This window comes from Roseibium polysiphoniae (assembly GCF_014842925.1).
Taxonomy (GTDB): domain Bacteria; phylum Pseudomonadota; class Alphaproteobacteria; order Rhizobiales; family Stappiaceae; genus Roseibium; species Roseibium polysiphoniae.
This window is the reverse complement of the sequence record NZ_JACYXJ010000003.1, coordinates 276752-299160: the sequence shown is the minus strand read 5'-3', so window position 1 is coordinate 299160 and position 22409 is coordinate 276752. Positions and strand designations below refer to the sequence as shown.

At 60.0% G+C, this 22409-nt stretch carries 16 protein-coding genes; 2 read left to right on the top strand and 14 right to left on the bottom strand.

Features of this window, described 5'->3' with window-relative positions:
• Window positions 1-105 precede the first annotated feature (105 nt).
• Complete coding sequence (locus IG617_RS08330) at window positions 106-570, top strand: hypothetical protein (protein WP_192108765.1); 465 nt, start codon at window positions 106-108, stop codon at window positions 568-570.
• A gap of 117 nt (window positions 571-687) precedes the next feature.
• On the opposite strand, the gene IG617_RS08325 is transcribed toward IG617_RS08330, so the two are convergent.
• The 4 genes from IG617_RS08325 to ligA all read right to left on the bottom strand — a co-directional run bounded on the left by IG617_RS08325 (window position 688) and on the right by ligA (window position 9476).
• A complete protein-coding gene (locus tag IG617_RS08325; RefSeq protein WP_192108764.1) occupies window positions 688-2217 on the bottom strand; it encodes a cryptochrome/photolyase family protein in 1530 nt (509 codons plus the stop codon).
• 108 nt (window positions 2218-2325) lie between these two features.
• Window positions 2326-4809 carry an ATP-dependent helicase gene (locus IG617_RS08320; protein WP_476705546.1) on the bottom strand — a complete coding sequence of 828 codons (2484 nt, stop codon included), beginning with the start codon at window positions 4807-4809 and terminating at the stop codon, window positions 2326-2328.
• 188 nt (window positions 4810-4997) lie between these two features.
• Window positions 4998-7025, bottom strand: a complete 2028-nt coding sequence (locus IG617_RS08315) for a methyl-accepting chemotaxis protein (protein WP_209008359.1) — start codon at window positions 7023-7025, stop codon at window positions 4998-5000.
• Between the two features lie 297 nt (window positions 7026-7322).
• Complete coding sequence (ligA, locus tag IG617_RS08310; protein WP_192108762.1) at window positions 7323-9476, bottom strand: NAD-dependent DNA ligase LigA; 2154 nt, start codon at window positions 9474-9476, stop codon at window positions 7323-7325.
• 159 nt (window positions 9477-9635) lie between these two features.
• Between ligA and IG617_RS08305 the strand changes: the two genes are divergently transcribed.
• A complete protein-coding gene (locus tag IG617_RS08305; protein WP_192108761.1) occupies window positions 9636-9851 on the top strand; it encodes a hypothetical protein in 216 nt (71 codons plus the stop codon).
• 41 nt (window positions 9852-9892) lie between these two features.
• On the opposite strand, the gene recN is transcribed toward IG617_RS08305, so the two are convergent.
• From recN to murG, 10 genes are all read right to left on the bottom strand, one after another.
• Complete coding sequence (recN, locus tag IG617_RS08300; protein ID WP_192108760.1) at window positions 9893-11563, bottom strand: DNA repair protein RecN; 1671 nt, start codon at window positions 11561-11563, stop codon at window positions 9893-9895.
• 40 nt (window positions 11564-11603) lie between these two features.
• A complete protein-coding gene (locus tag IG617_RS08295; protein WP_192109133.1) occupies window positions 11604-12476 on the bottom strand; it encodes an outer membrane protein assembly factor BamD in 873 nt (290 codons plus the stop codon).
• 214 nt (window positions 12477-12690) lie between these two features.
• On the bottom strand, window positions 12691-13632 hold the full coding sequence (gene lpxC, locus IG617_RS08290; RefSeq protein WP_192108759.1) for a UDP-3-O-acyl-N-acetylglucosamine deacetylase: 942 nt from the start codon (window positions 13630-13632) through the stop codon (window positions 12691-12693).
• A gap of 254 nt (window positions 13633-13886) precedes the next feature.
• On the bottom strand, window positions 13887-15662 hold the full coding sequence (gene ftsZ, locus IG617_RS08285) for a cell division protein FtsZ (protein ID WP_192109132.1): 1776 nt from the start codon (window positions 15660-15662) through the stop codon (window positions 13887-13889).
• Between the two features lie 100 nt (window positions 15663-15762).
• The gene (gene ftsA, locus IG617_RS08280) at window positions 15763-17085 is read right to left on the bottom strand and encodes a cell division protein FtsA (RefSeq protein ID WP_153768253.1); all 1323 of its coding nucleotides are present in this window, start codon (window positions 17083-17085) and stop codon (window positions 15763-15765) included.
• On the bottom strand, window positions 17082-17918 hold the full coding sequence (locus tag IG617_RS08275) for a cell division protein FtsQ/DivIB (RefSeq protein ID WP_209008358.1): 837 nt from the start codon (window positions 17916-17918) through the stop codon (window positions 17082-17084). The genes ftsA and IG617_RS08275 overlap by 4 nt, the downstream gene beginning before the upstream one ends.
• Before the next feature lie 65 nt (window positions 17919-17983).
• The gene (locus IG617_RS08270; RefSeq protein ID WP_192108758.1) at window positions 17984-18910 is read right to left on the bottom strand and encodes a D-alanine--D-alanine ligase; all 927 of its coding nucleotides are present in this window, start codon (window positions 18908-18910) and stop codon (window positions 17984-17986) included.
• Window positions 18910-19881: a UDP-N-acetylmuramate dehydrogenase gene (gene murB, locus IG617_RS08265; RefSeq protein ID WP_192108757.1), complete on the bottom strand. Its 972-nt coding sequence runs from the start codon at window positions 19879-19881 to the stop codon at window positions 18910-18912. Before murB ends, IG617_RS08270 begins: the two co-directional genes overlap by 1 nt.
• Entirely contained in the window at window positions 19878-21293 is a 1416-nt protein-coding gene (gene murC, locus IG617_RS08260; RefSeq protein WP_192108756.1) for a UDP-N-acetylmuramate--L-alanine ligase, read from the bottom strand. The genes murB and murC overlap by 4 nt, the downstream gene beginning before the upstream one ends.
• A complete protein-coding gene (murG, locus tag IG617_RS08255) occupies window positions 21290-22408 on the bottom strand; it encodes an undecaprenyldiphospho-muramoylpentapeptide beta-N-acetylglucosaminyltransferase (RefSeq protein ID WP_192108755.1) in 1119 nt (372 codons plus the stop codon). Before murG ends, murC begins: the two co-directional genes overlap by 4 nt.
• Between the last annotated feature and the right edge of the window lies 1 nt (window position 22409).

The following is a 22409-nucleotide window of genomic DNA, read 5'->3' as shown; positions in this document are numbered from 1 at the left end:
AAAGAAACAATCAGAAATTTTGTTGAAATGTTTCGTTAATTTAATGTTAACACAAAGAAAACAGGGTGACTCTCGCATCTTTTACTTTGAGCGAGGACCGTACTCATGATGTCGATCGGATCGGCGCCACCGCCACCGCAACAAACCATGCAATCACAGCTGACCGCGCAGGTCGAAGCTGGCGAAATCACGTCCGAAGATTCAGACGCCATGCTGGCGGCTCTGGAAGCCATCCATGACGATATGGCGCCGGAAGGCGGTCCTTCGTCCACTCCTCCGAGCAAGGAAGAAATGCAGGAGAAGATGGAAGGTCTGCTGAGCGACCAGGTTGACGCCGGCACCTTGACCCAGGAACAGGCAGATGAGCTGTCCGCCATGTTCGAAAGCGGAGAAATGGGTCCGCCACCACCCCCTCCCCCCGGCGGCGAGGCTTCCGGCTCGGACAGCTCCAGCGAAGATCTGGTTGCATTGCTCCTCGAAGAGCTCACGTCCTCGACCAGCAGTTATTCGGAATCCGGCGACAGCACATCCAGCGCAACTTCCTCCCTGCTGGTTGATTACCTCGCCTGATACTTCCTTGCCGGTATCTCCCCTGATGACCCGCAAGGCTTAGCCGGTCACCCACGTGGTGACCGGCTCTTTTTTGGCTGCTTCCAGGCACCTCGAAACTGGCAGCTCTTCCCGCCGTTATGACAGCCCTTGCAGGAAAACGTGCGCGCTGTCGCGGTAGCTGTCCTGCTTCGCCTCGCCCATGCGCTCCCAAGTGCTGTAGGCGGTTGCAAGCCGTCGATTGCCCCTGAGACGCTCCGCGTTGCGATCAAGAAAATCCCAGTAAAGCGCGTTGAAGGGACAGGCGTCCTCGCCGGTCTTCTGCGCAACGTCGTAGCGGCAGGATCCGCAGTAGTCGGACATCTTCCGGATGTAGTTCCCGCCAGAAGCGTAGGGCTTCGAGGCCAGGAAACCCCCGTCGGCGAACTGGCTCATGCCCAGCGTGTTGGGCATCTCGACCCATTCGTAAGCGTCCGCATAGACCGCCAGATACCACTCATGCACCTGCCTCGGCTCGATGCCTGCGAGCATGGCGAAGTTGCCGGTGATCATCAGCCGCTGGATGTGATGGGCATAGGCTTCGTCACGAGTTTGCGTGATGGCCTCCTTCAGACACGTCATGTCCGTCTCCCCGCTCCAGTAGAACGACGGCAGGTCCCGCGTCGCGCCCAGGAAGTTCTCGTCGGCCATGTCAGGCATTCTCAGCCAGTAGATGCCACGGACATACTCGCGCCAGCCGATGATCTGGCGGATGAAGCCTTCTGCAGAATTGATCGGCACCTTGCCGTCCCGATACGCCTGATCGACCGCCTGGCACAACTCCATCGGATCCAGCAGCCCGGCATTGAGATAGGGCGACACGACGGCATGATAGAGAAACGGCTCCCCGCGCAGCATCGCGTCCTGGAAATCGCCGAAGCGCGGCAGGCCGCTGTCGAGGAAATCATCGAAGGCCTGGCGCGCCTCATCCCGCGTGACTGCAAACCAGAACGGATCGAGCGCGCCAAAGTGCTCCGAAAACCGCGTCTCGACCAGTGAAAGCACATTCTGCGTGATCTCATCCGGTTCGAACCGCCTCGGACGCGGCATGAACAGATCCTGAGCCGCCGGCTTGCGATTGTCCTTGTCGAAATTCCACTTGCCGCCGGCCGGTTTGTCACCGTCCATCAGGAGGCCTGTCTTGACCCGCATGTGCCGGCAGAAGTCTTCCATCAGGAACCGCTTGCGGCCATCGGCCCAACCCTCGAACTCGGATCTTGAACAGAGGAAACGCGCGTCAGGGCGAATGTCGACCGGCACACCGAGCTCCGCGTCCCAGCCTTTGAAATCCGCCAGCAAGCGGTATTCGCCCGGCTCAGTGACGCTCACGCTGCTGGGCTTCAGGCGCTTGACCGCGCGCTCGACCTCGCCTTTCAGGCTGCCGCTGTTGTCCGCATCTCCCAGCTGGACATAGTCGACGGTCCAACCGGCTTCTGCCAGCTCTTCGGCGAAGTGCCGCATGGCGGAAAAGACAAAGGCGATCTTCTTCTTGTGGTGACGCACATAGGTCGCTTCCTCGGCGACCTCCGCCATCAGGATCCGGTCACGATCTTTCTCGGCTCCGCGCAGGGAGCTGATCGTTGGCGTCAGCTGGTCACCGAGAATGAGGATGAGATTGCGAACAGGCACCAAAAGCGCTCCGACAAGAGAAACGGCAGCAAGCTCTCCCTATTGGAGACTGCCTTTTCCTCTCTACGCGGCGCGCGGGCCGGTGTATCACCCAGCCCCCTGGAAACTTCAGTGCCGTTCGACGAAGCTGTCGAGCACCTTTTTCTGGCCGGCCTTTTCGAAGTCGATCGTCAGCTTGTTGCCCTCGATCGCAATGATCGCGCCATAGCCGAACTTGATGTGGAACACCCGCTCGCCCATGGAATACTCTGAGGGGGCTTCACTGACCGATTTGGCCACCAGCTCGCCCTCGATGGTCAAGGGGCCCTGCTTCTTGCTCCGGGACGAGCGGAAATCGCCGCGCTCGAAGACAGCATCCTGGGCTGCCCGCGCCTTTTGGGCGCGCTGCCAACCGGGGGTCGAGTAGGTGTTCTGGAACGGATCGCGATTGTCGAAACGCGAGCCACCGCCACCGCTGCGGCCGTAACCACCGCCGCCATAACCGCCATAGTTGGAGGACTGCTCGACGATCTCCACATGCTCTTCGGGCAACTCGTCCAGGAACCGCGAGGGGATCGACGATTGCCATTGGCCGTGGATGCGCCGGTTGGAGGCAAACCAGATCTTGGCGCGCTTCTTGGCCCGGGTCACGCCGACATAGGCGAGACGCCGCTCTTCTTCGAGCCCGGCCCGGCCGCTTTCGTCCAGCGCCCGCTGGTGCGGAAACAGGCCCTCTTCCCAACCCGGCAGGAACACCGTGTCGAATTCGAGCCCCTTGGCCGAGTGCAGCGTCATGATCGACACCGCGTCATTCCCCTCCACACTGTCCCGGTCCATCACCAGCGACACATGCTCCAGGAACCCGGCCATGGACTCAAAGTCCTCCATGGAGCGGATGAGTTCTTTCAGGTTGTCCAGGCGTCCTGGCGCTTCGGCGGAACGGTCCAGCCGCCACATTTCCGTATAGCCGCTTTCATCCAGAATGATCTCGGCAAGCTCCGTATGGGACAGGCTGTCCACCTGCCCGCGCCAGCGTTCGAAATTCGCCAGAACCTCTTTCAGGGCATTGCGCGCCTTGGGACGGATCTCCTCGGTCTGGCACAGCTGGTTGGCAGCCTGCATCAAGGGAATGCGGTCGGCCCGCGCCAGTTCATGCACCAGCTTCAGCGTCGCCTCACCAAGCCCGCGCTTGGGCGTGTTGACGATGCGCTCAAAGGCAAGATCGTCCGCCGGCTGCACCACGCAGCGGAAATAGGCCATGGCATCGCGGATCTCCATGCGCTCGTAAAAGCGCGGTCCGCCGATGACCCGGTAATTCAATCCCAGCGTCACGAACCGGTCTTCAAACGAGCGCATCTGGAAAGACGCACGCACCAGAATGGCAATGTCGTTGAGCGCATGGCCATTGGCCTGCAGCGCCTCGATCTCATCACCGATGGACCGCGCCTCTTCCTCCGAATCCCAGCAGGAAGCGACCGAAACGAGTTCATTTTCCGGATCGTCAAAATCCGTGAACAGCGTTTTGCCCAGCCGACCCTGATTGTGGGAGATCAGATGGGAGGCGGCCGCCAGAATATGGCTGGTCGAGCGATAATTGCGCTCCAGCCGTATCACCACCGCGCCGCGGAAATCGTGTTCGAACCGCAGGATGTTGTCCACCTCGGCGCCGCGCCAGCCATAGATCGACTGGTCGTCGTCGCCCACACAGCAGACGTTGGGATTGCCCTGCGCCAGGAGCCGCAGCCACAGGTACTGGGCGATGTTGGTGTCCTGATACTCGTCCACCAGCATATAGCGGAACCGGCGCTGATAGTCGGCGAGAATATCCGGGTTGGTCTTGAACAGCGTGATGACGTGCAACAACAGGTCACCGAAATCGCAAGCGTTGAGGATCGACAGGCGGTCCTGATACTCCTCATAGAGCTTGCGGCCCCAGCCATTGGCAAAGGCACGCGCTTCGCCTTCGGGCACTTCGTTTGGCGTCAGGGCCCGGTTTTTCCAGCCATCAAGCATGGCTGCGAAGGCCTTTGGGGTCCAGCGCTTGTCGTCGAGCCCTTCGGCCTGGATGATCTGCTTGAGCAGTCGCAGCTGATCGTCCGTGTCGAGGATCGAAAAGCCGGACTTGAGCCCGACCAGCTCGGCGTGACGGCGCAGGATCTTGACGCAGATGGAGTGGAACGTGCCGAGCCAGGCCATGCCTTCCACATTGCCGCCGATGAAACGCGCAATCCGCTCTTTCATCTCCCGTGCGGCCTTGTTGGTGAAGGTCACCGCAAGGATCTCGGCCGGTCCGGCAGAACCGGTGGCAAGGATATGAGCGATGCGTGTGGTCAGAACACGGGTCTTACCGGTTCCCGCACCCGCCAGCACCAGCACCGGACCATTCAGCGTCTCGACCGCCTGCCTCTGCTCCGGATTGAGGCCTTCCAGATAATCGGGCGCCTTAGACTGCCGCGCTGCCATGGCGCGCGCCGCAATGCCACCACCAGCAGGCTGCGGGGCAGGCTCGACAGACGCCATCCGGGACGGGCGGTCACCGGGAAACCCGTCCCCATCAAAGCCATCCACGAATGTGTCGCCAATATCGTCGTGATACCCGTTCGGGTCTGCCATATGCACCGCGCTGCGATTCTAGAGTGTCCAGTCAAGAACAATATAGCAACAAAAGCGGCAAGGGCGAGGCGCGAAACGGAGTTTTCGGTGGGGAAGATGCGCAGACCTGGGCGGCCCGGACCGGAAGAAGAAACAGAAACGGCGGCAGAGGGGCCTGCCGCCGTTTCAGATAGTGAAGATCAAGGAGATCAGGCAGCCTGGCTGCTAGGTCCTTCGTCGGTCGCAACTTCGCTGAGGAAGGCGTCGACCGCAGTGGAAAGCTCGGTGGCGACAGCGCCCAGACGATCCGCAGACTGGTTCACGTCGGCAGACTGGTTCTTCGTCTGACCGATCGCACCGGCAACTCCGTCAACGTTGGAGGCGGCCGTGGAGCTGCCTTCCGCTGCCAGGTTGATGCTCTTGGTGATCTCGCGCGTTGCCACATCCTGTTCTTCAACAGAGGCGGCAATTGCGGTCGTCACATCCTGAACTTCACCGATACGCTCAACGATCGCCTGGATCGCACCGACCGCATTCTTGGTCGAGGACTGGATGTCCGTGATCTGCGTGGCGATCTCATCCGTCGCCTTTGCAGTCTGGTCAGACAGTTCCTTCACTTCGGCCGCAACAACCGCGAAGCCCTTGCCGGCTTCCCCGGCACGTGCCGCTTCGATGGTGGCGTTCAGAGCCAGGAGGTTGGTCTGCTCGGCAATCGCACGGATCATGCCGACGACTTCGCCGATCTTGTCTGCCGTTTCTGCCAGTGTCGCAACATCGCGGTCCGTCGCCTTGGCAACATCGGAAGCTTCCGAAGCGATATTCAACGCCGTCGATGATTGACGCGAGATTTCCTGGATAGAGGCCGACAGCTCGGTCGCGGCCGAGGCCACGGTCTGAACGTTGGTCGAGGCTATGCCAGTTGCCGAGTGAGCAGCTTCAGCCGCACCACTTGCATCGTCCGCAATCTGCACAAGCTGACGCGCTGTCTCGCTCACGGAGCTCGTTTCACTGCCAAGAACTTCCTGGATCGAGCCAACCGACGTGCGGAAGATCTCGATGACACCTTCCATATGGCGCTTGCGCTCGATCTCAAGGGTCTGTTCCTTGCGGGCGGTTTCTTCCAGCTGGATACGGGCGATCGAATTGTCACGGAGCACTTCAGCAGCGCGCGCGATATCGCCGATCTCGTCCGGACGGTCCGTGAACCGGATTTCACCATCAAGCTCACCTTCAGCAAGACTGGAAATCGTGTCACGCTGACTGGCCAGCAGGCCGGAAATCGAGCGAACCTGCCAGAACACGAACAGACCGCTGCCTACCAATGCCGTAACGGCAAAAATGGAGAGCATTATGATCTGCGTTTGCAGGCTCCCGGTGTCTGCATCTGCAGCGTATTCTGCCCGGTGGATCAATTCGTCGGACATCTGTTTGATGAGGTTCAAACGCTCTGTGGCCTTTGCAAACCAGACGGCCGGCTGCAGATCGCCTGCATCCATGGTCTGCGGCAGTTTCTGCAAGGTCTCGCGCATGGCAACAGCTTCAGCGACAGCAGGACCTGTAACCGTTTTCTTGAACAGTTCCTTCTGTTCAGCCAGAGCAATGGCTTCGAATTCCTTCAGGAAGGCCTGCTCGGCGCCGAAACGGGAGATAAAGCCCAGAAACGCCTCATTGTCGATCTCACCGGTGTCTCTGAACGCAGCGAGGAAATTGGCCCCGATCGCACGCTCGAGACCGCCCGACTCCATGGCTTCGGTCAAAGCCAGGAAGGGCAACAACTCGGCGGTGATGGTAGAGGATGGGCTCGATTCCACCACGACACCGATCAGGTGAATCATGGCCGAGATTTCTTTTGAATAGCCCGCGACCGCTTTGCCCGCCTTCAGGGACTTCGCATCGATCTGCTTGCGAAGTTCGGTTATTTCGTGAATGGCATCGGAGACATAGGCGAGCTCTTTTTCGACATGCTCATTGTGCAAGTCGGCACTTGCAATGTGATCGTCGAAGGTCTTGATGGCCGCATCAACGTTCGAACGTTGCGCCATGACCTCTGCCGAAAGCTTGCTGTCATAGCCCGACTTGATCAGGCTGGCGGTCTTGCCGCGCTCTTTCTGGACCTCGTGGATCACGTTGCCGGCATCCTCGGCAATGCGCGAAAGAGGCACCATGAAATCATGATGCCTAAGCTCCACATACTTCTCATAAACGGAGACCCCTGCAAATATAGACACAGCGATCATAGGTAGTATTGCCAGTGCTACTATTTGCACTTTAATTCTTCCGAACATTTGGCCCCTCCAAGTCGGGAATAACTTATTCCGCTAGGAGAGTTGTCGAGAATTATTTCATTTGAATTAATTTAGTTAAGGGCAACCCCTGAAAAATGAGAGATTACCCAAAAGCGTGGGCAAATGCCCATTTCGCACCCCTGTCAATACAACCAAGGGTTCGCGCCAGGCTGATTTTCCACGTGATTTCAAAAACTTCTTTGACAAATGGCTTGATTCGGCCATTCCACCAATCAGGGGTAGTCAGGGTCAGGCCCCCACAAGGCTGAACCAGTCATCCTCGCTAATAACTTCTAAACCAAGTTCTTCAGCTTTCTTCAACTTGGAGCCTGCACCCGGCCCAGCCACAATCAGGTCGGTTTTCTTTGAAACCGATCCTGAAACCTTGGCACCGAACCGTTCGGCCATGGCTTTGGCTTCATCCCGCGTCATCCGCTCCAGGGACCCGGTAAAGACAACCGTTTTGCCGGCGACGGGGCTGTCACCGGCATCAACAATCTCCGCATCCAGCGGCGCAACTTCCGCCAAAAGCGCTCTCAGCTGTTCCAGATTGTGTTCCTCAGCGAAGAACTCCGTCAGCGCCTCGGCGACGATACCGCCGATGCCGTCGATGTCATTGAGGTCGCGCCAGGCGTCGCTGGTCTGGTCTCCAGCCTTCACCATGGCCTGCGAAAAGGCCTCCCAGGAGCCATAGGCCCTCGCCAGCAGCTTGGCGTTGCCCTCGCCCACATGGCGGATGCCGAGCGCGAAGATGAAACGATGCAGATCGATGGAGCGGCGTTCGTTGATGGCCGCGAACAGATTGCGCGCCGAGACCGCGCCCCATCCCTCCCGGTTGCGCAGTTTGGTCAGCGCTTGCCGGTCGCGAGCCTCCAGGGTGAAAATCTCCGCCGGAGTGGTCACCAGGCTGTCGGCATAGAAAGCATCGACCTGCTTGTCACCGAAACCCTCGATGTCAAAAGCATTGCGCGACACGAAGTGCTTCAGCTTCTCCGTTGCCTGGGCCGGGCAGATCAGACCACCCGTGCAGCGCCGGATCGCGTCACGCCGACCGGTCTTGGCGTTCTCATCACGCACCGCATGACTCCCACACGCAGGACAAACCGTCGGAAACTCGAAGGGCTCCGCCCCTTCCGAACGCTTGGCAAGGTCTACATCCACGATCTGGGGGATGACGTCGCCAGCGCGTTGGATCTTCACCGTGTCGCCGACGCGAAGGTCCTTGCCCTCACGGATCGCCTCGCCATTAGGCCCTATGCCCTTGATGTAGTCCTCGTTGTGCAGCGTTGCATTGGAGACCACCACCCCCCCAACAGTGACCGGTTCCAGTTTGGCAACAGGTGTCAGCGCCCCGGTCCGGCCGACCTGGATCTCGATATCGTTGAGCAGCGTAAAGGCCTGTTCGGCGGGAAACTTGTGCGCAATTGCCCAGCGAGGGGAACGGGAGATAAAGCCGAGCCGCGTCTGCAGATCGAGACGGTCCACCTTGTAGACTACACCATCGATGTCATATCCAAGCGTCGCCCGTTCTTCCTCGATGCCGTGATAGACCTCGACCAGTTCGTCGACGCTCTCGCACCGCTTCATGCGGTCATTGATCACAAAGCCCCAGTCCCGGAAGGCTTCAACCATGCCCATCTGCGTGTCGGCCGGCATCTCGCTCATCTCGCCCCAGGCATAGGCAAAGAAGCGCAGGGGCCGCGAGGCGGTGATCTCGGAATTAAGCTGACGCAGTGAGCCGGCCGCCGCGTTGCGAGGGTTGGCGAAGGTCTTGCCGCCATTGGCTTCCATGCGCGCATTGAGCGCCGTGAAATCCGCATGGGCCATATAGACCTCGCCGCGGATCTCGACCACGTCCGGAACGTCGCCGGAAAGCTCTTTTGGAATATCGGCGATCGTACGCGCGTTGGCGGTGACATTCTCTCCCACCGTGCCATCGCCGCGCGTTGCCGCGCTGACGAGCTTTCCCTTCTCGTAGCGCAGCGACAGGGACAGGCCATCGATCTTCGGCTCTGCGGTAACCGCGAGCGCGCCCATCAAGGGATCAAATTTCAGGAACCGCCGCACCCGGCCAACGAAGTCGCGCACATCATCATCGTCAAAGGCGTTGTCCAGCGACAGCATAGGCACCTTGTGGGTGATCTTGCCAAAGCCCTCGGAAGGCTCTGCGCCCACATGGCCCGAGGGACTGTCCTCGCGCACAAGATCTGGAAACCGCTCCTCGATCGCTTGGTTGCGCCGGCGCAGCGCATCGTATTCGGCGTCGGAAATGACCGGGGCATCTTCGCCGTGGTAGCGCTTGTCGTTCTCGGCAATTTCGTCTGCGAGCCGTTCCAGTTCGGCCTTTGCCTCCTCTTCCGAGAGGGCCTCAACAGCGGTCTTTGCAGCAGAAGTTTCGGTCATGATCTCATCACGCAATCGAGGGCGGGGCCGCTGGGAATCTGGCTGTCCCAATCTGAACAGCTGATCGCTTAACGGAACCAAAGTCCAGTCTCAAGGGTTGATCCCTCAAGAAGTCGGACGGAGCAACCGGTTCCCGGCAAGAGCACAGGAGATCTTGAAATGGCTTATCAGGACCGCGACACCTCCAGGACGGAAACCGCAGCTCTCGGCGCAGGCTGGTTCATCGCCGGCGGCCTCGCTGTGGCCCTCATCATCGGTGGGATTCTCTACACCAATGGCTATTTCGCCTCGGACGATGAAGTCAGCATCGAACTGAACCTGCCGAACCTGGACACGAAGACAATCACGACACCAATTCCGGGCACCGATGGCTAACGGCCGGGCCGGAAAAACCTGTATGCGGCGCGGTTGATCGTTTACTGCGCTGCTTCGGCCATCAGCTTGCTGGCCGCCGCCCGGGCTTCCTCGGTGATGGTGCTGCCGGCAAGCATCCGCGCGATTTCCTCGCGCCGGTGATCTTCGTCGATCAGGCGGACACGGGTTGCGACCCGTTCCTTGTCCGCAGCTTCCTTGGCAATCAGGAAATGCCCGGCCGCCCGTGCCGCCACCTGCGGCGCATGGGTAACGGTGAGAACCTGAACATTGGCGGCAAGACGCGCCAGCCGCACGCCGATGGCTTCGGCCACGGCACCGCCGACCCCGGTGTCGATCTCGTCGAACACCAACGTCGGCGCAGAGCCCTTGTCTGCCAGAGACACCTTCAGCGCCAGCAGGAACCGCGACAGTTCCCCGCCAGACGCCACTTTCATCATCGGGCCGGGCCGGGTTCCCGGGTTGGTCTGGACGTGAAACTCCATCTGGTCGATGCCAGACTTTCCACGCGCTTCCGGATCTCGCGTTGTCTCAACGATGAAGCGAGCCCGCTCCAGTTTCAGCGCCGGCAGTTCTGCGCCCACGGCCTTCTCCAGGGCACGGGCCGCTTTCTGGCGCTTGTCCGAGAGCTTCAAAGCCCTGGCGTCGTAAGTCTCTTTTGCCTTGACCGCCGTCGCCTCCAAGGCCGCAAGCTTGTCTTCACCGGCATCCAGATCCGCAAGATCGGCACTCATACGGGCGCAGAGCGCTGCAAGCTCATCGACCGGAACCGAGAACTTGCGTCCTGCAGCCCGCAGAGCAAAGAGGCGCTCCTCGACGGTTTCCAGTTCCCTTGGATCGAAATCCGTCTCGCGAAGCGCCGTTTCCAGCCCGCCGCGCGCATCCTCGAGGCTGTCGAGCGCTGAGGCCAGCGCTCTCACCGGCGCATTGAGCAGATGCGGCACCTGATCCGCCTTGCGCTCCATGCGGCGCAGAAGGCTGGACAGCTCGGGGATTGGCGATGCGCCGCCGTTGAGGGTCTCGAACGCATCGTTGAGATCCCCGGCAATCTTCTCCACCTGCATCATGGTGGTTCGTCGCGCCGCCAGCTCTTCATCTTCGCCAACCTGCGGCGCCAGAAGCGTCAATTCATCGACGGCCGCCTTGAGGTAATCCGCCTCCTGGCGCGCGGTCTCTATCCTTGCCGTGTGGTCGTGGACCGCTTTTTCCGCCTGCCGGTAAGCTGAAAAGGCGTCACCGACCCGCATCACATCGTCCTGGAGGCCTGCAAAGCTATCGACAAGCTGGCGGTGGCTTTCCGGATCGACCAGGGCCCGGTCGTCATGCTGACCATGAATTTCGACCAGCAGCGCGCCTGCCTGCTTCATCAGGCCGACGCTGACCGGCTGGTCATTGACGAAGGCCCGCGTGCGCCCGTCGGCGGTCTGAACCCGGCGCAGGATGATGTCGCCATCGTCCTCGACATCGTTGTCTCGCAACAACTGACGGACCGCATGATCGCCCGGAACATCGAAAACGGCGGTTACCTGGCCCTGGCTTTCACCATGGCGCACGAGATCTGCATCCCCTCGCCCGCCGATCGCCAGAGACAGGGAGTCGAGCAAGATCGATTTACCCGCGCCGGTTTCCCCGGTGAGCACGGACATTCCGTTGGAAAAATCGAGATCGAGACGGTCAATCAGGACAATGTCGCGAATGGCCAGCGTCACGAGCATGGGCAGGAAGCTCCGGATCCAGGTCAGCAGTGCACTAAGATCAGAAGACGTTGATACCCCTGAATGCCTTGCTGATCCAGCTTCCACTGTCTTCTGAGGGCTCATATCCCCCTTTGTTCAACAGTGAATAGGCATCCTTGTACCACTGGCTGTCCGGGAAGTTGTGCCCGAGCACGGCCGCGGCCGTCTGCGCTTCGCTCACAACACCAAGCGCATAATAGCCCTCGGTCAGACGAAACAGCGCTTCTTCGACGTGTCGCGTGGTCTGATAGTGGATGACCACTGTCTTGAAGCGGTTGATGGCGGCAATGTAATTGCGCTTTTCCAGGTAGTAGCGGCCAACCTGCATTTCCTTGCCGCCCAGCTGATCCTGGACGATGCGCAGCTTGGCTTCCGCATCTGAGGCATATTCCGAATCGGGATAGCGCTGCAGCAGCTCGTTGAAGGCAGCTCTGGCCTTCTCCGTGGTTTCCTGGTCCCGGGTGATGTCCGGCATCTGACGGAAATAGCTCTGTCCGATGATATAAAGCGCATAGGCCGCATCTTCGTTGCCCGGATAGAGCGTCAGGAACCGCCGCGCCGCGCTGATCGCTTCCGCATATTTGCCGCGCGAGAAGTTCACATAGGCCATGTTGACCAGGGACTTCTTGGCGTACTCGGAATAGGGATAGAGCTTGTCGAGTTCTTCAAACTTCTTGCTGGCCGGGGCCAGCTTGCCCTGCGCACGCAGCGCAAGGCCTTCGTTGTAGAGAACCTCCGGCGGCGTATCGTTCAGCGCCAGATCATCAAGGTCGTCTTTCGACGAACAGGCTGCAAGAGCCAGGGGAATCGCAAGCGCCGCGATCTTCAGGATGCCGATCGTCGGTTGGCCTGTTTCCAGGGCAACCTGTTCATCCTTCTGGCGCCAATTCATCAATTTCACCCCAAGCACTCCTCGCCTGTTCAATCGGCCCGCAAGCTTCGCGACAGGTTCATTTGGCAATTATGACTGAAGGTGTTTAGCGGAAATCGACTGCTTCCGTCACGCCCCAGAACAGCCATGTGTCGCTTTTTTTGAGCTTTTTTGTGGCAAGCACGAAAAACGGCAGTCTGATGAACGCAAGGTGAGAGCGCAGTTATGAGCCCGATCAGGAAACGTCCGGACCAAATGCGGCCGCTGCAAGCCCTACAGTCTCGGCATGGCCAGCTTCGCGAAAAGCAGGCGCCTCCACGATTTCGAACGCGTCCTTGTCTTCAAACAATTTGACGAGGATCGCGTGGTTCATCTTGTGGCCGCCCTTGTAGGAGCGATAGAGGCCCAGGATCGGCAGTCCTGCAAGCGACAGGTCTCCCACCGCATCAAGCGCCTTGTGACGGGCAAATTCGTCCGACCAGCGGGTGCCTTCCGGATTGAGGACCTTGTCGTCCGCAATCGCGACGGAATTCTCTAGCGAGGACCCAAGGGCAAAGCCCATCTTCCAGAGCTGCTCGACGTCCTTGACGTTGCCGAAGGTGCGTGCGCGCGAAAGATCCGAGCGGAACACATCCGGCTTCATGTCGGAAGCGAACTGCTGCTTGCCGATCAGCGGCGTGTCAAAATCAATCGTGATGTCGAAATGGATGCCGTTGTAGGGCTGCAACTCACACCAGGCGCTGCCGTTGTCGACGCGAACCGTCTTCTTGACCCGCAGGTACCGGCGGCCACGATCCAGACGTTTCAGCCCAACCTGGTCGATCGCTTCCACGAAAGCTGCGCTGCTGCCGTCCATGATCGGCATTTCAGGGCCATCAATCTCGATCAGAAGGTTGTCAACGCCAAGACCGCTGAGCGCAGCCATGAGATGCTCAACCGTGGACATGCCGTTGTCGGAAGGATCGCCGAGGACTGTCTGCAGAGACGTTTGTGTCACGTTTTTCCAGAGCGCCGGCATTTCGCGTGCGTTTTCCACGTCGGTCCGCTGGAACACGATACCGGTCCCTGCGTCTGCTGGCACTAGCGTGATCGATGCCGGTTTCCCCGAATGAACACCGATACCTGTCAGAGTGATCTGATCTGCAAGGGTGGTCTGGCGATCGATGTGCTGTGTCATATGGCTGCCCGGTTTGTCTGAGACCTCGTCAACAATTCGGTGGAGTTTTGAAACCCTTACGATTTGTTAACGATCACGAGTTGGGCAGAACATACCCACAAGACAGCCTGACTTGAAATAAAGCTTTATTACGCTTTGTAACGCTTGTTACAGATGCAAGCACTTGTTTTCTATGCGTAAATTATAGAAACAAAAACGGCTCGATACATTCGCATCGAGCCGTCTGATTTGTCAGGTCCGGATCTGGCAGGGAATCAGTTTGACTGACGCCGCAAGAAGGCCGGAATCTCAAGCTGATCATCATCCATCGGTGCCGGAGCCTTCGGGCTCGCACGTCCGGTTGTGTCCAGCTGACCGGCAGCACCATGTGCAGCAGGCCGTGGGGCGGGACGCGGTGCCGGCGCTGCAGCAACAGGTGCCGGGCGCGCAGCCTGAACCGGAGCCGGAGCAGTCATATGCGGCTGCTCTTCATGGTGCAGAGCCTCATGCTCCTCATCGAGCTCATCCTTCCGGCCGAGACCGCTAGCAAGACGGCGCAGCAGGCCCATCGGGCGACGCTCGTCATCATGCTCGTCGAACTCGCCGTCGAATGTGGCTGCGGGCTGAGCTGCAGGGGCTGCCTTAGCTTGTGCCGGAGCCGGAGCGGCGGCAGGCGCCTGCTGGGACAGGATCTCACGCTGAGCAATCGGCGGGAAATCCTCGACCCGAGGCATCCGCGGAGCCGGGCTGTGCTGCTCGGCCACCGGCGGAATGTAAGGCTTGCTGATCGGCTCGGCATCCATTTTAGGTGCCGGCGTCTCTTCCTCGACATTCACGAGAGGTGTCTTCTCGTTCATCAGCTCTTCAGAAGGCTGAAACGGCTTGATCTCGACTTCCGGATCGCTCTCGGCTGCAACCGGCGCAGGGATCGCAAGTTCGCGTTCAAGGCTGGCAACCGCACGGGCTGCAACATCCTCAACCCGCGGCTTGGCTGCGACAGGCGCAGCGGCCGGAGCAGCCATCTCGACCGGCTTGGGCGCGATCGCTGGCTTGATCTCAGACTTTCCCAGGAACTCCGCTTCGGCCTCCCGGTCGATACCGGTCGCCACGACGGAAACGCGGATGATGCCGTCAAGGCTCTCGTCAAAGGTCGCGCCGAGAATGATGTTCGCGTCCGAATCCACTTCTTCGCGGATACGGGTCGCAGCTTCATCCACTTCGAACAGCGTCAGGTCGTTGCCGCCCGTGATGGAGATCAGCAGACCCTTTGCGCCCTTCATGGAGGACTCGTCGAGCAGCGGGTTCGCAATCGCCGCTTCAGCTGCCTGCTGAGCGCGGTTCTCGCCGCTGGCTTCGCCGGTGCCCATCATCGCCTTGCCCATGCCGCGCATGACCGAGCGCACATCAGCAAAGTCGAGGTTGATGAGACCTTCCTTGACCATCAGGTCGGTGATGCAGGCAACACCGGAGTAGAGCACCTGGTCGGCCATGGCGAAGGCGTCCGCGAAGGTCGTCTGCGCATTGGCGATACGGAACAGGTTCTGGTTCGGGATCACGATCAGCGTGTCGACGTTGCGCTGCAACTCTTCGATGCCACTGTCCGCGATGCGCATGCGGCGCGCACCTTCGAACTGGAACGGCTTGGTGACAACACCAACGGTCAGGATGCCCTGCTCGCGAGCCGCACGGGCAATAACCGGGGCTGCCCCTGTACCGGTGCCACCGCCCATGCCGGCGGTGATGAACACCATGTGCGAACCGGAAAGATGATCGTTGATTTCGTCGATCACCTCTTCAGCGGCTGCCGAACCGACCTCCGGCTGGGAGCCGGCACCGAGACCCTCGGTCACAGCCACGCCCATCTGGACGAGACGTTCCGAGTGGTTCATGGCCAGCGCCTGTGCATCCGTGTTGGCGACGACAAAGTCGCAACCCTGGAGGCCTGCAGTGATCATGTTGTTGACGGCATTGCCGCCCGCTCCGCCGACGCCGAAAACCGTAATACGCGGCTTCAGCTCCTGAATGTCGGGCATCTTCAGGTTGATGGTCATGTTGTCCTCGCGACCCTCTGGGGCTCCCGTAACGGGATGTCCCTCTTCTTCCCTAATCTCGTCAGCCGTTACCGGCGGTTCCTGTCCTGCGCTCATTTCGTCAGAAGCTTTCCCTGATCCACTGGCCAACACGGGCCAGATAGCCAGATTGCCCTGTCCACCCGGATCTGCGGTTCCTGTGCTCGAACTGCTCGATCTGGGCAACTTGCGGGTAGATCAGGAGGCCAACGGCTGCGGCAAAAGCCGGGCCCTTCGCAGCCTCCGGGAGACCGGCAACGCCAAGCGGCCGGCCAAGACGAACGTTACGCCCCAGGACCCGGCGCGCAACTTCACTCAAACCCGTGAGCTGACTGGCACCGCCGGTCAGAACGATCTGCTTGCCAACCCGGCCGGCAAAGCCGGAGGCAGTCAGGCGATCACGCACAAGTTCGAGGATTTCTTCCACACGCGGACGAATGACACGTGTCAGCGCCGAGCGGGGAATCTGGTTTGGCAGATCGCTGTCGCTTTCCAGAGCCGGGACCGTGAGCATGTCACGGTCATCCGATGAACTGGCAAGAGGCGATCCATGCAGGGTCTTCAGCCGCTCTGCGTCCTGCAGGCGCGTGGCAAAGGCCCGTGCGATATCTGTTGTAACGTGGTGTCCACCAACGGCGATGGCATCAAGGTGCACCATGTGGCCTTCGACAAAGACGGACAGTGTCGTCGTCCCGCCGCCCATGTCGATACAGGCAACGCCGAGTTCGGTCTCGTCATCGACAAGGGTCGACAGACCACTTGCGAAAGGCGTTGCGACCATGGTTTCGACGTGAAGGTGGCCACGGTTGATGCAGAGCTCGAGGTTGCGGACAGGTGCGACTTCGGTCGTCACCACCTGCATGTCGACGCCCAGCTTCTGGCCCATCATGCCGCGCGGATCGCGCATGCCGCGGTTGCCGTCGAGCGAGTAGGAAATCGGCAAGGCATGGGTCACTGCCCGGCCTTCGGTCACCGAATGGGAAGACCCGGCCGAAAGAACCCGCTGGATGTCGGCTTCCGTGACCGCGTCGCCGGCAAGCGGAACGCCTGCGGAGAAAATCTCGCTTTGAAGGCGGCCACAGCTCACATTGGCGATCAGGGACTCAACCGTCACGCCGGCCATGCGCTCAGCCGAGTCCACCGCAAGCCGGATTGCCTGTTCGGCGGCATCCATATCGACCACGACGCCGGACTTGATGCCACGTGAGCGCTGGTAGCCGTAGCCAAGAACTTCGACGGAATGAGACCGGCCAGCCAGAATGTCGGAATCTTCGCGCGGCGTCAGCTTCGCAATCAGGCAGCACACTTTGGTCGAGCCGACGTCGAGCACAGACATGACAACGGCGCGGCGTCCGGGAAGCGGACGCATGCGCGGAAGGTAAAGGGAGGATCCGGAGCGGCTCATGTATCTCGCTCCAGTTTCACCAATTTCTCATCACTGCCGCTACCGGCCTTTCTGCGTGCAATCGCATCGTCTGAAAGCCGCACAACCACCCGGTCGGCAAGGCGCATGTCGACGGCGGCTATGTCGCGTGCCAGAAGACCGGACTCTGCATCCATCTCGACCACATCGGCCAGGGCAGTTTCGACGTTATTTTCCGGCAGGCGAATGGAAATGCCGTTTTCCAGCATCAGATCCCAGCGGCGTTGTCCAACCAGAAAGGCAGCCCGGACGCGCGAGCGAAGTTCAGGCACCGTATCAAGCGCGGCCATGATCTCACCGGCCCTGCGCTGTGCGCCATGGTTCACCACCAGAAGCAGATTGGCATAACGTCCATCCACTTCATCGGTGATCACGTCACCCTGCTCATTGATGATAGAGACGAGTTCTCCGCGCTGCCAAAGCGCATAGGGAATCCGCTCGTCGAGCTTGATCTGCAGCGTTCCTGGATAAAGCTTCATGACCGAAGCGTGCTTGATCCAGGCAATATCGGTCAGACGCTCGCGCGCAGCCTCGGCATCAAAGAGAACCAGAGACGACCCTTCCTGAATCTCGAGCGCTTCGAGGATCTGAAATTCATTGGTTTCACGCTGGCCGGAAAGCTTCACGGTCTCGATGCCGAGGCCTCCTGCAGACAGAAGTGCGTCAGACACTTCCCTGCCATACCCGCCAAGGACGATACCGTAACCGATGGTGAGGGACAAAAAGGCGAGCGCCGCCGCAGAACCGGTCCAGCTCGGCAGCTGGGCCAAACGACCCGCCGCGCGCCAGACTGGCTGCCGATGCAAACGTGACACGCCACGTCCCCGCGGAGCCAGTTCGGCCTCCATCGGAGTGAGCTCGTCTCGTTCGTATTTGCGCCTTAGCGACAGCAACTTGCTTCCTCTACCATCCAACTGACCAGATCCTGGAAACCGATCCCCTCATGCGCCGCAAGTTCGGGCACCAGAGAAGTAGGCGTCATGCCTGGTTGTGTGTTCACTTCGAGGCATATCAGCTCGCCAGTGCCGTCTTCCCGCTCGTTGAATCGGAAGTCCGCTCGCGAAACACCACGGCAACCAAGAGCCTGATGCGCCTTCAGTGCCAGTGTCTGTACTTCTTGGTAAACAATCGGTGAAATTTTTGCAGGAAGGATGTGTTTTGATCCTCCATCCGCATATTTCGCATCGAAGTCATAGAAGCCTGGACCGGTGGGGACGATGTCGATCACACCAAGGGCCCGATCCCCCATTACGGCACAGGTCAGCTCCCGCCCGGGGATGTAGCGTTCGCACATCAAAACGTCGGGATACGGCCAATCCGAGCCGGTCAGCTCCTGTGGTGGATGGGCCTGATCCTCCTTCACGATGAGCACACCAAAACTCGATCCTTCGTTGATCGGTTTGATCACATATGGAGGGTCCATGGGGTGCTGATTACCCACATCGTGACGATTCACAATTAAGTGTTGAGTAACCATAACACCGGCCGACGACATGACCGCTTTGGCCTTGACCTTGTTCATCGCCAGCGCCGAGGCCATGACACCCGAATGGGTGTAGGGAATATCAAGCACCTCCAGAACGCCCTGAATGCATCCATCTTCGCCGAAAGGACCGTGAAGCGCGTTGAACACCACGTCGGGCGCCAGTTCCTTCAAAACAGCCGCAATATTACGGTCCACATCGATCCGGCTGACCTGATAGCCCGCCTTCTCAAGGGCGTCGGCACACTCTGTTCCGGTTGAAAGGCTGACAGGCCGCTCATGGACCCAGCCGCCCATCAGGACAGCAACATGTTTGCCGGACATCAGCCTTGCTCCTTGTATGCACCCAAAAAGGGCTCGATCGCATCGCCTTCACCAAAATGGCCAAGCCGTTTGATTTCCCATTCGAGACGAATGCCCGAATGCTCGAACACGCGTTTGCGCACGGTCTCGCCGAGACGCTCAAGGTCGGCGCCGGTGGCCTGACCCGTGTTGATCATGAAATTGCAGTGCATCTCGGACATCTGCGCACCGCCGACGGTCAGACCTCGGCAACCCGCAGCATCGACCTCTTTCCAGGCAGAAGTGCCCGGCGGGTTCTTGAAGGTCGATCCCCCGGTCTTTTCGCGGATCGGCTGGGCGCGCTCGCGATGCGCGACGACCTCGTCCATCTCCTGGCGGATCACCTCCTCCGATACGGCCTCGCCCTCGAAGACCGCTTCGGTGAAGATCATGTCCTTCGGCGCCTCGGAATGCCGATAGGCATAGTTCATGTCCGCATTGCTCAACACATGGCGCTGCCCCTGCCGGTCGATGCCGATGAGCTCAACCATGCGGTCGCGCGTCTCCGTGCCATGAGCGCCTGCGTTCATGCGCAAGGCGCCTCCGACACCGCCCGGAATTCCCGTGTAGAAGGCAAAGCCGCCAAGCCCGGCCTTTGCCGCAGCCTCCGAGAGCCGTTTGTCGGGCACGGCTGCACCGACTTTCAGACGATGGTTTCCGACTTCTTCGATGCTGCCAAACCCCTTGGCGCTGAGACGGATCACCACGCCCTCAAGGCCCCCGTCCCGGATCAGCAGATTGGAACCAAGGCCAACCGGCAGGACAGGAATGTCTTCTGGAAGCCGCGACAGGAAGGTCGCAAGATCAGCTTCATCTGCAGGCTGGAACAGGAGCTGCGCCGGGCCGCCGACGCGGAACCAGGTCACCGCCGACAGCGGCTGATTGGCGGTCAGTTTGCCGCGAATGCCCTCGCCAAGGCCGGGGTGAAGTTCGAGGAGGTCGGGAAAACTCACGCACCGCCCCCCTGCAAGCGCCTGAGACCATCCGGCAAGGCATAGGCCCACTGAGTGATGTTCCCTGCCCCAAGACAAATGACGTAGTCGCCAGGTGCTGCCATTTCATGCACCAGATCAGCCAGCTTTTCCGGCCCCTCGATCGCATACACAGAACGGTGTCCACGCGTCTTTAGACCGGACACGAGATCCAGATGGCCAGCGCCCTCGATAGGCTGTTCCCCTGCTGCATACACAGGCGCGACAATCACCGTGTCCGCATCGTTGAAGCAGCTTGAGAAATCATCGAAGAGGCTTTCCAGCCGTGAATAGCGGTGCGGCTGAACGACGGCAATCACCTTGCCCTTGGCCGACTCCCTGGCCGCGTGCAGCACCGCGCGGATTTCCACCGGATGATGGGCGTAGTCATCAAAGACGTCGACCCCGCCTGCGATGCCCGTATGCGTGAAGCGCCGCTTGACCCCGCCGAACGCGGCCAGCCCCTTGCGAATATCGTCAGGCCCGACGCCCAGCTGTGAGGCCACAGCGATGGCCGCCGTTGCGTTCGAAACATTGTGCAGCCCCGGCATCGGCAGAACCAGATTTTCCAGCGCGACGGTCTCGCCACTGCGCCGGTCGCGGATCGCAACTGAAAATGTGGACTTGCCACCGTCCATCGAGACATCCGTGAACCGGACATCTGACTGGGGGTTCGTGCCATAGGTGACGATGCGGCGATCCTCGATCTGGCCGATCAGGGTCTGCACATCAGGATGGTCAAGGCACATGGCCGCAAAGCCATAGAAAGGCACGTTCTCGACAAATTGGCTGAAGGCCGCACGAACGCCGGCGAAGTCGCCGTAGTGATCCAGATGCTCAGGATCGATGTTCGTCACCACCGCCACATCCGCCGGCAGCTTGACGAAGGTGCCGTCACTTTCGTCGGCTTCGACCACCATCCAGTCGCCATCGCCCATGCGCGCGTTGGTACCATAGGCGTTGATGATGCCGCCGTTGATCACGGTGGGATCAAGACTGCCCGCATCCAGAAGCGCCGCAATCATGGATGTGGTTGTGGTCTTTCCATGTGTTCCGCCAACTGCAATGGCCTGTTTGAATCGCATCAGCTCGGCAAGCATCTCGGCCCGGCGCACGACAGGGATCAAGCGTTCGCGTGCGGCAACCAGCTCCGGATTGTCCTTCTTGATCGCAGAAGACACCACCAGAACTTCCGCATTGCCGAGGTTCTCGGCAGCATGACCGACCATCACCTTGATGCCGTGCTCACGCAGGCGGAAAACATTGGCGTTTTCAGCCATGTCCGAACCCTGAACCGTATAGCCAAGCGTCTTCAGCACTTCGGCGATGCCGCTCATGCCGATGCCCCCGATGCCGACAAAATGCACCGGCCCGATATCCTGCGGCATTTTCATGTGCCGTCTCCTTTGAACGTATTTGCACCCGCGGCGACCTGCTCCACCAGATCGGCCAAACGGCCGACGGCATCCGGTCTGCCCTCGCCAACAGCGGCCTCTGCCGCCTGTTTCAAAACATCTGGCGCGCTCATCAGGCGCGCGATTTCATCTGCCAGCTTTTCGGGTGTCAGCTCCGACTGTCGGATCGGCCAGGCACCGCCCACGGCCGCGAGCGTCTCTGCATTGGCCAACTGGTCCTGATCAAGCGCTCCAGGAAATGGGATCAGAATTGCTGGCCGGCCGATGACGGCCAGTTCACTCACGGTGGAGGCTCCCGAGCGGCTGATCACCAGATGGCTGTCTGCAATCCGTTTTGGCATATCCTTGAAAAAGGACTGCAACTCTGCGTCCACCTTCATGTCCGCATAGGCTTTGCCGACACGGGCCAGATCTTCAGGACGGCACTGCTGCACCAGCTTCAGCTTGCGCCGCAGAGCATCTGGCAGTTTCTCCAACGCCGGCGGCAGCACGTCAGAAAAGAACCTTGCGCCCTGAGATCCACCAAACACGAGAAGGTGGAACGGGCTTTCAGGATCCAATTCCGGATAAGGCGCCTGTGCAACCTCGACCACCGCATCACGAACGGGATTTCCGGTCTGGACGCATTTGGCCAAGAGAGCCGAATGAAGACCAGATAGCTTTAGGCTCGTCGCGATTGCGGTCGCCCCACGTGCCAGCATCTTGTTGGCCCGGCCCATGACGCCATTGGCTTCGTGCAGGATGGAGGGTGTTCCGGTCAGCCGCGCGGCGAACATGGGCGGAAAGGTCGGATAACCGCCAAAGCCGACCACGACATCCGGTTTCAATCGCTTGACGATCCCGCGTGCTTGCAGCGTTCCCTGAAACAGGCTGAGTGCCGTCTTCGCGAGTGCGACGGGAGATTTGCCGCGAAGCGTCTCGGAGGCAACGATATGCACCTTTCGCGCGGGAAACGCATCGCCGTATTTGTCGGCGCGCTCATCCGTTGCCAGTTCAACAATATGGCCGCGACGACCAAGTTCGCTGGCAAGCGCCTGGGCAGGAAAGAGGTGGCCGCCAGTGCCGCCCGCTGTTAGCAAAATAGTCTTGGTCATC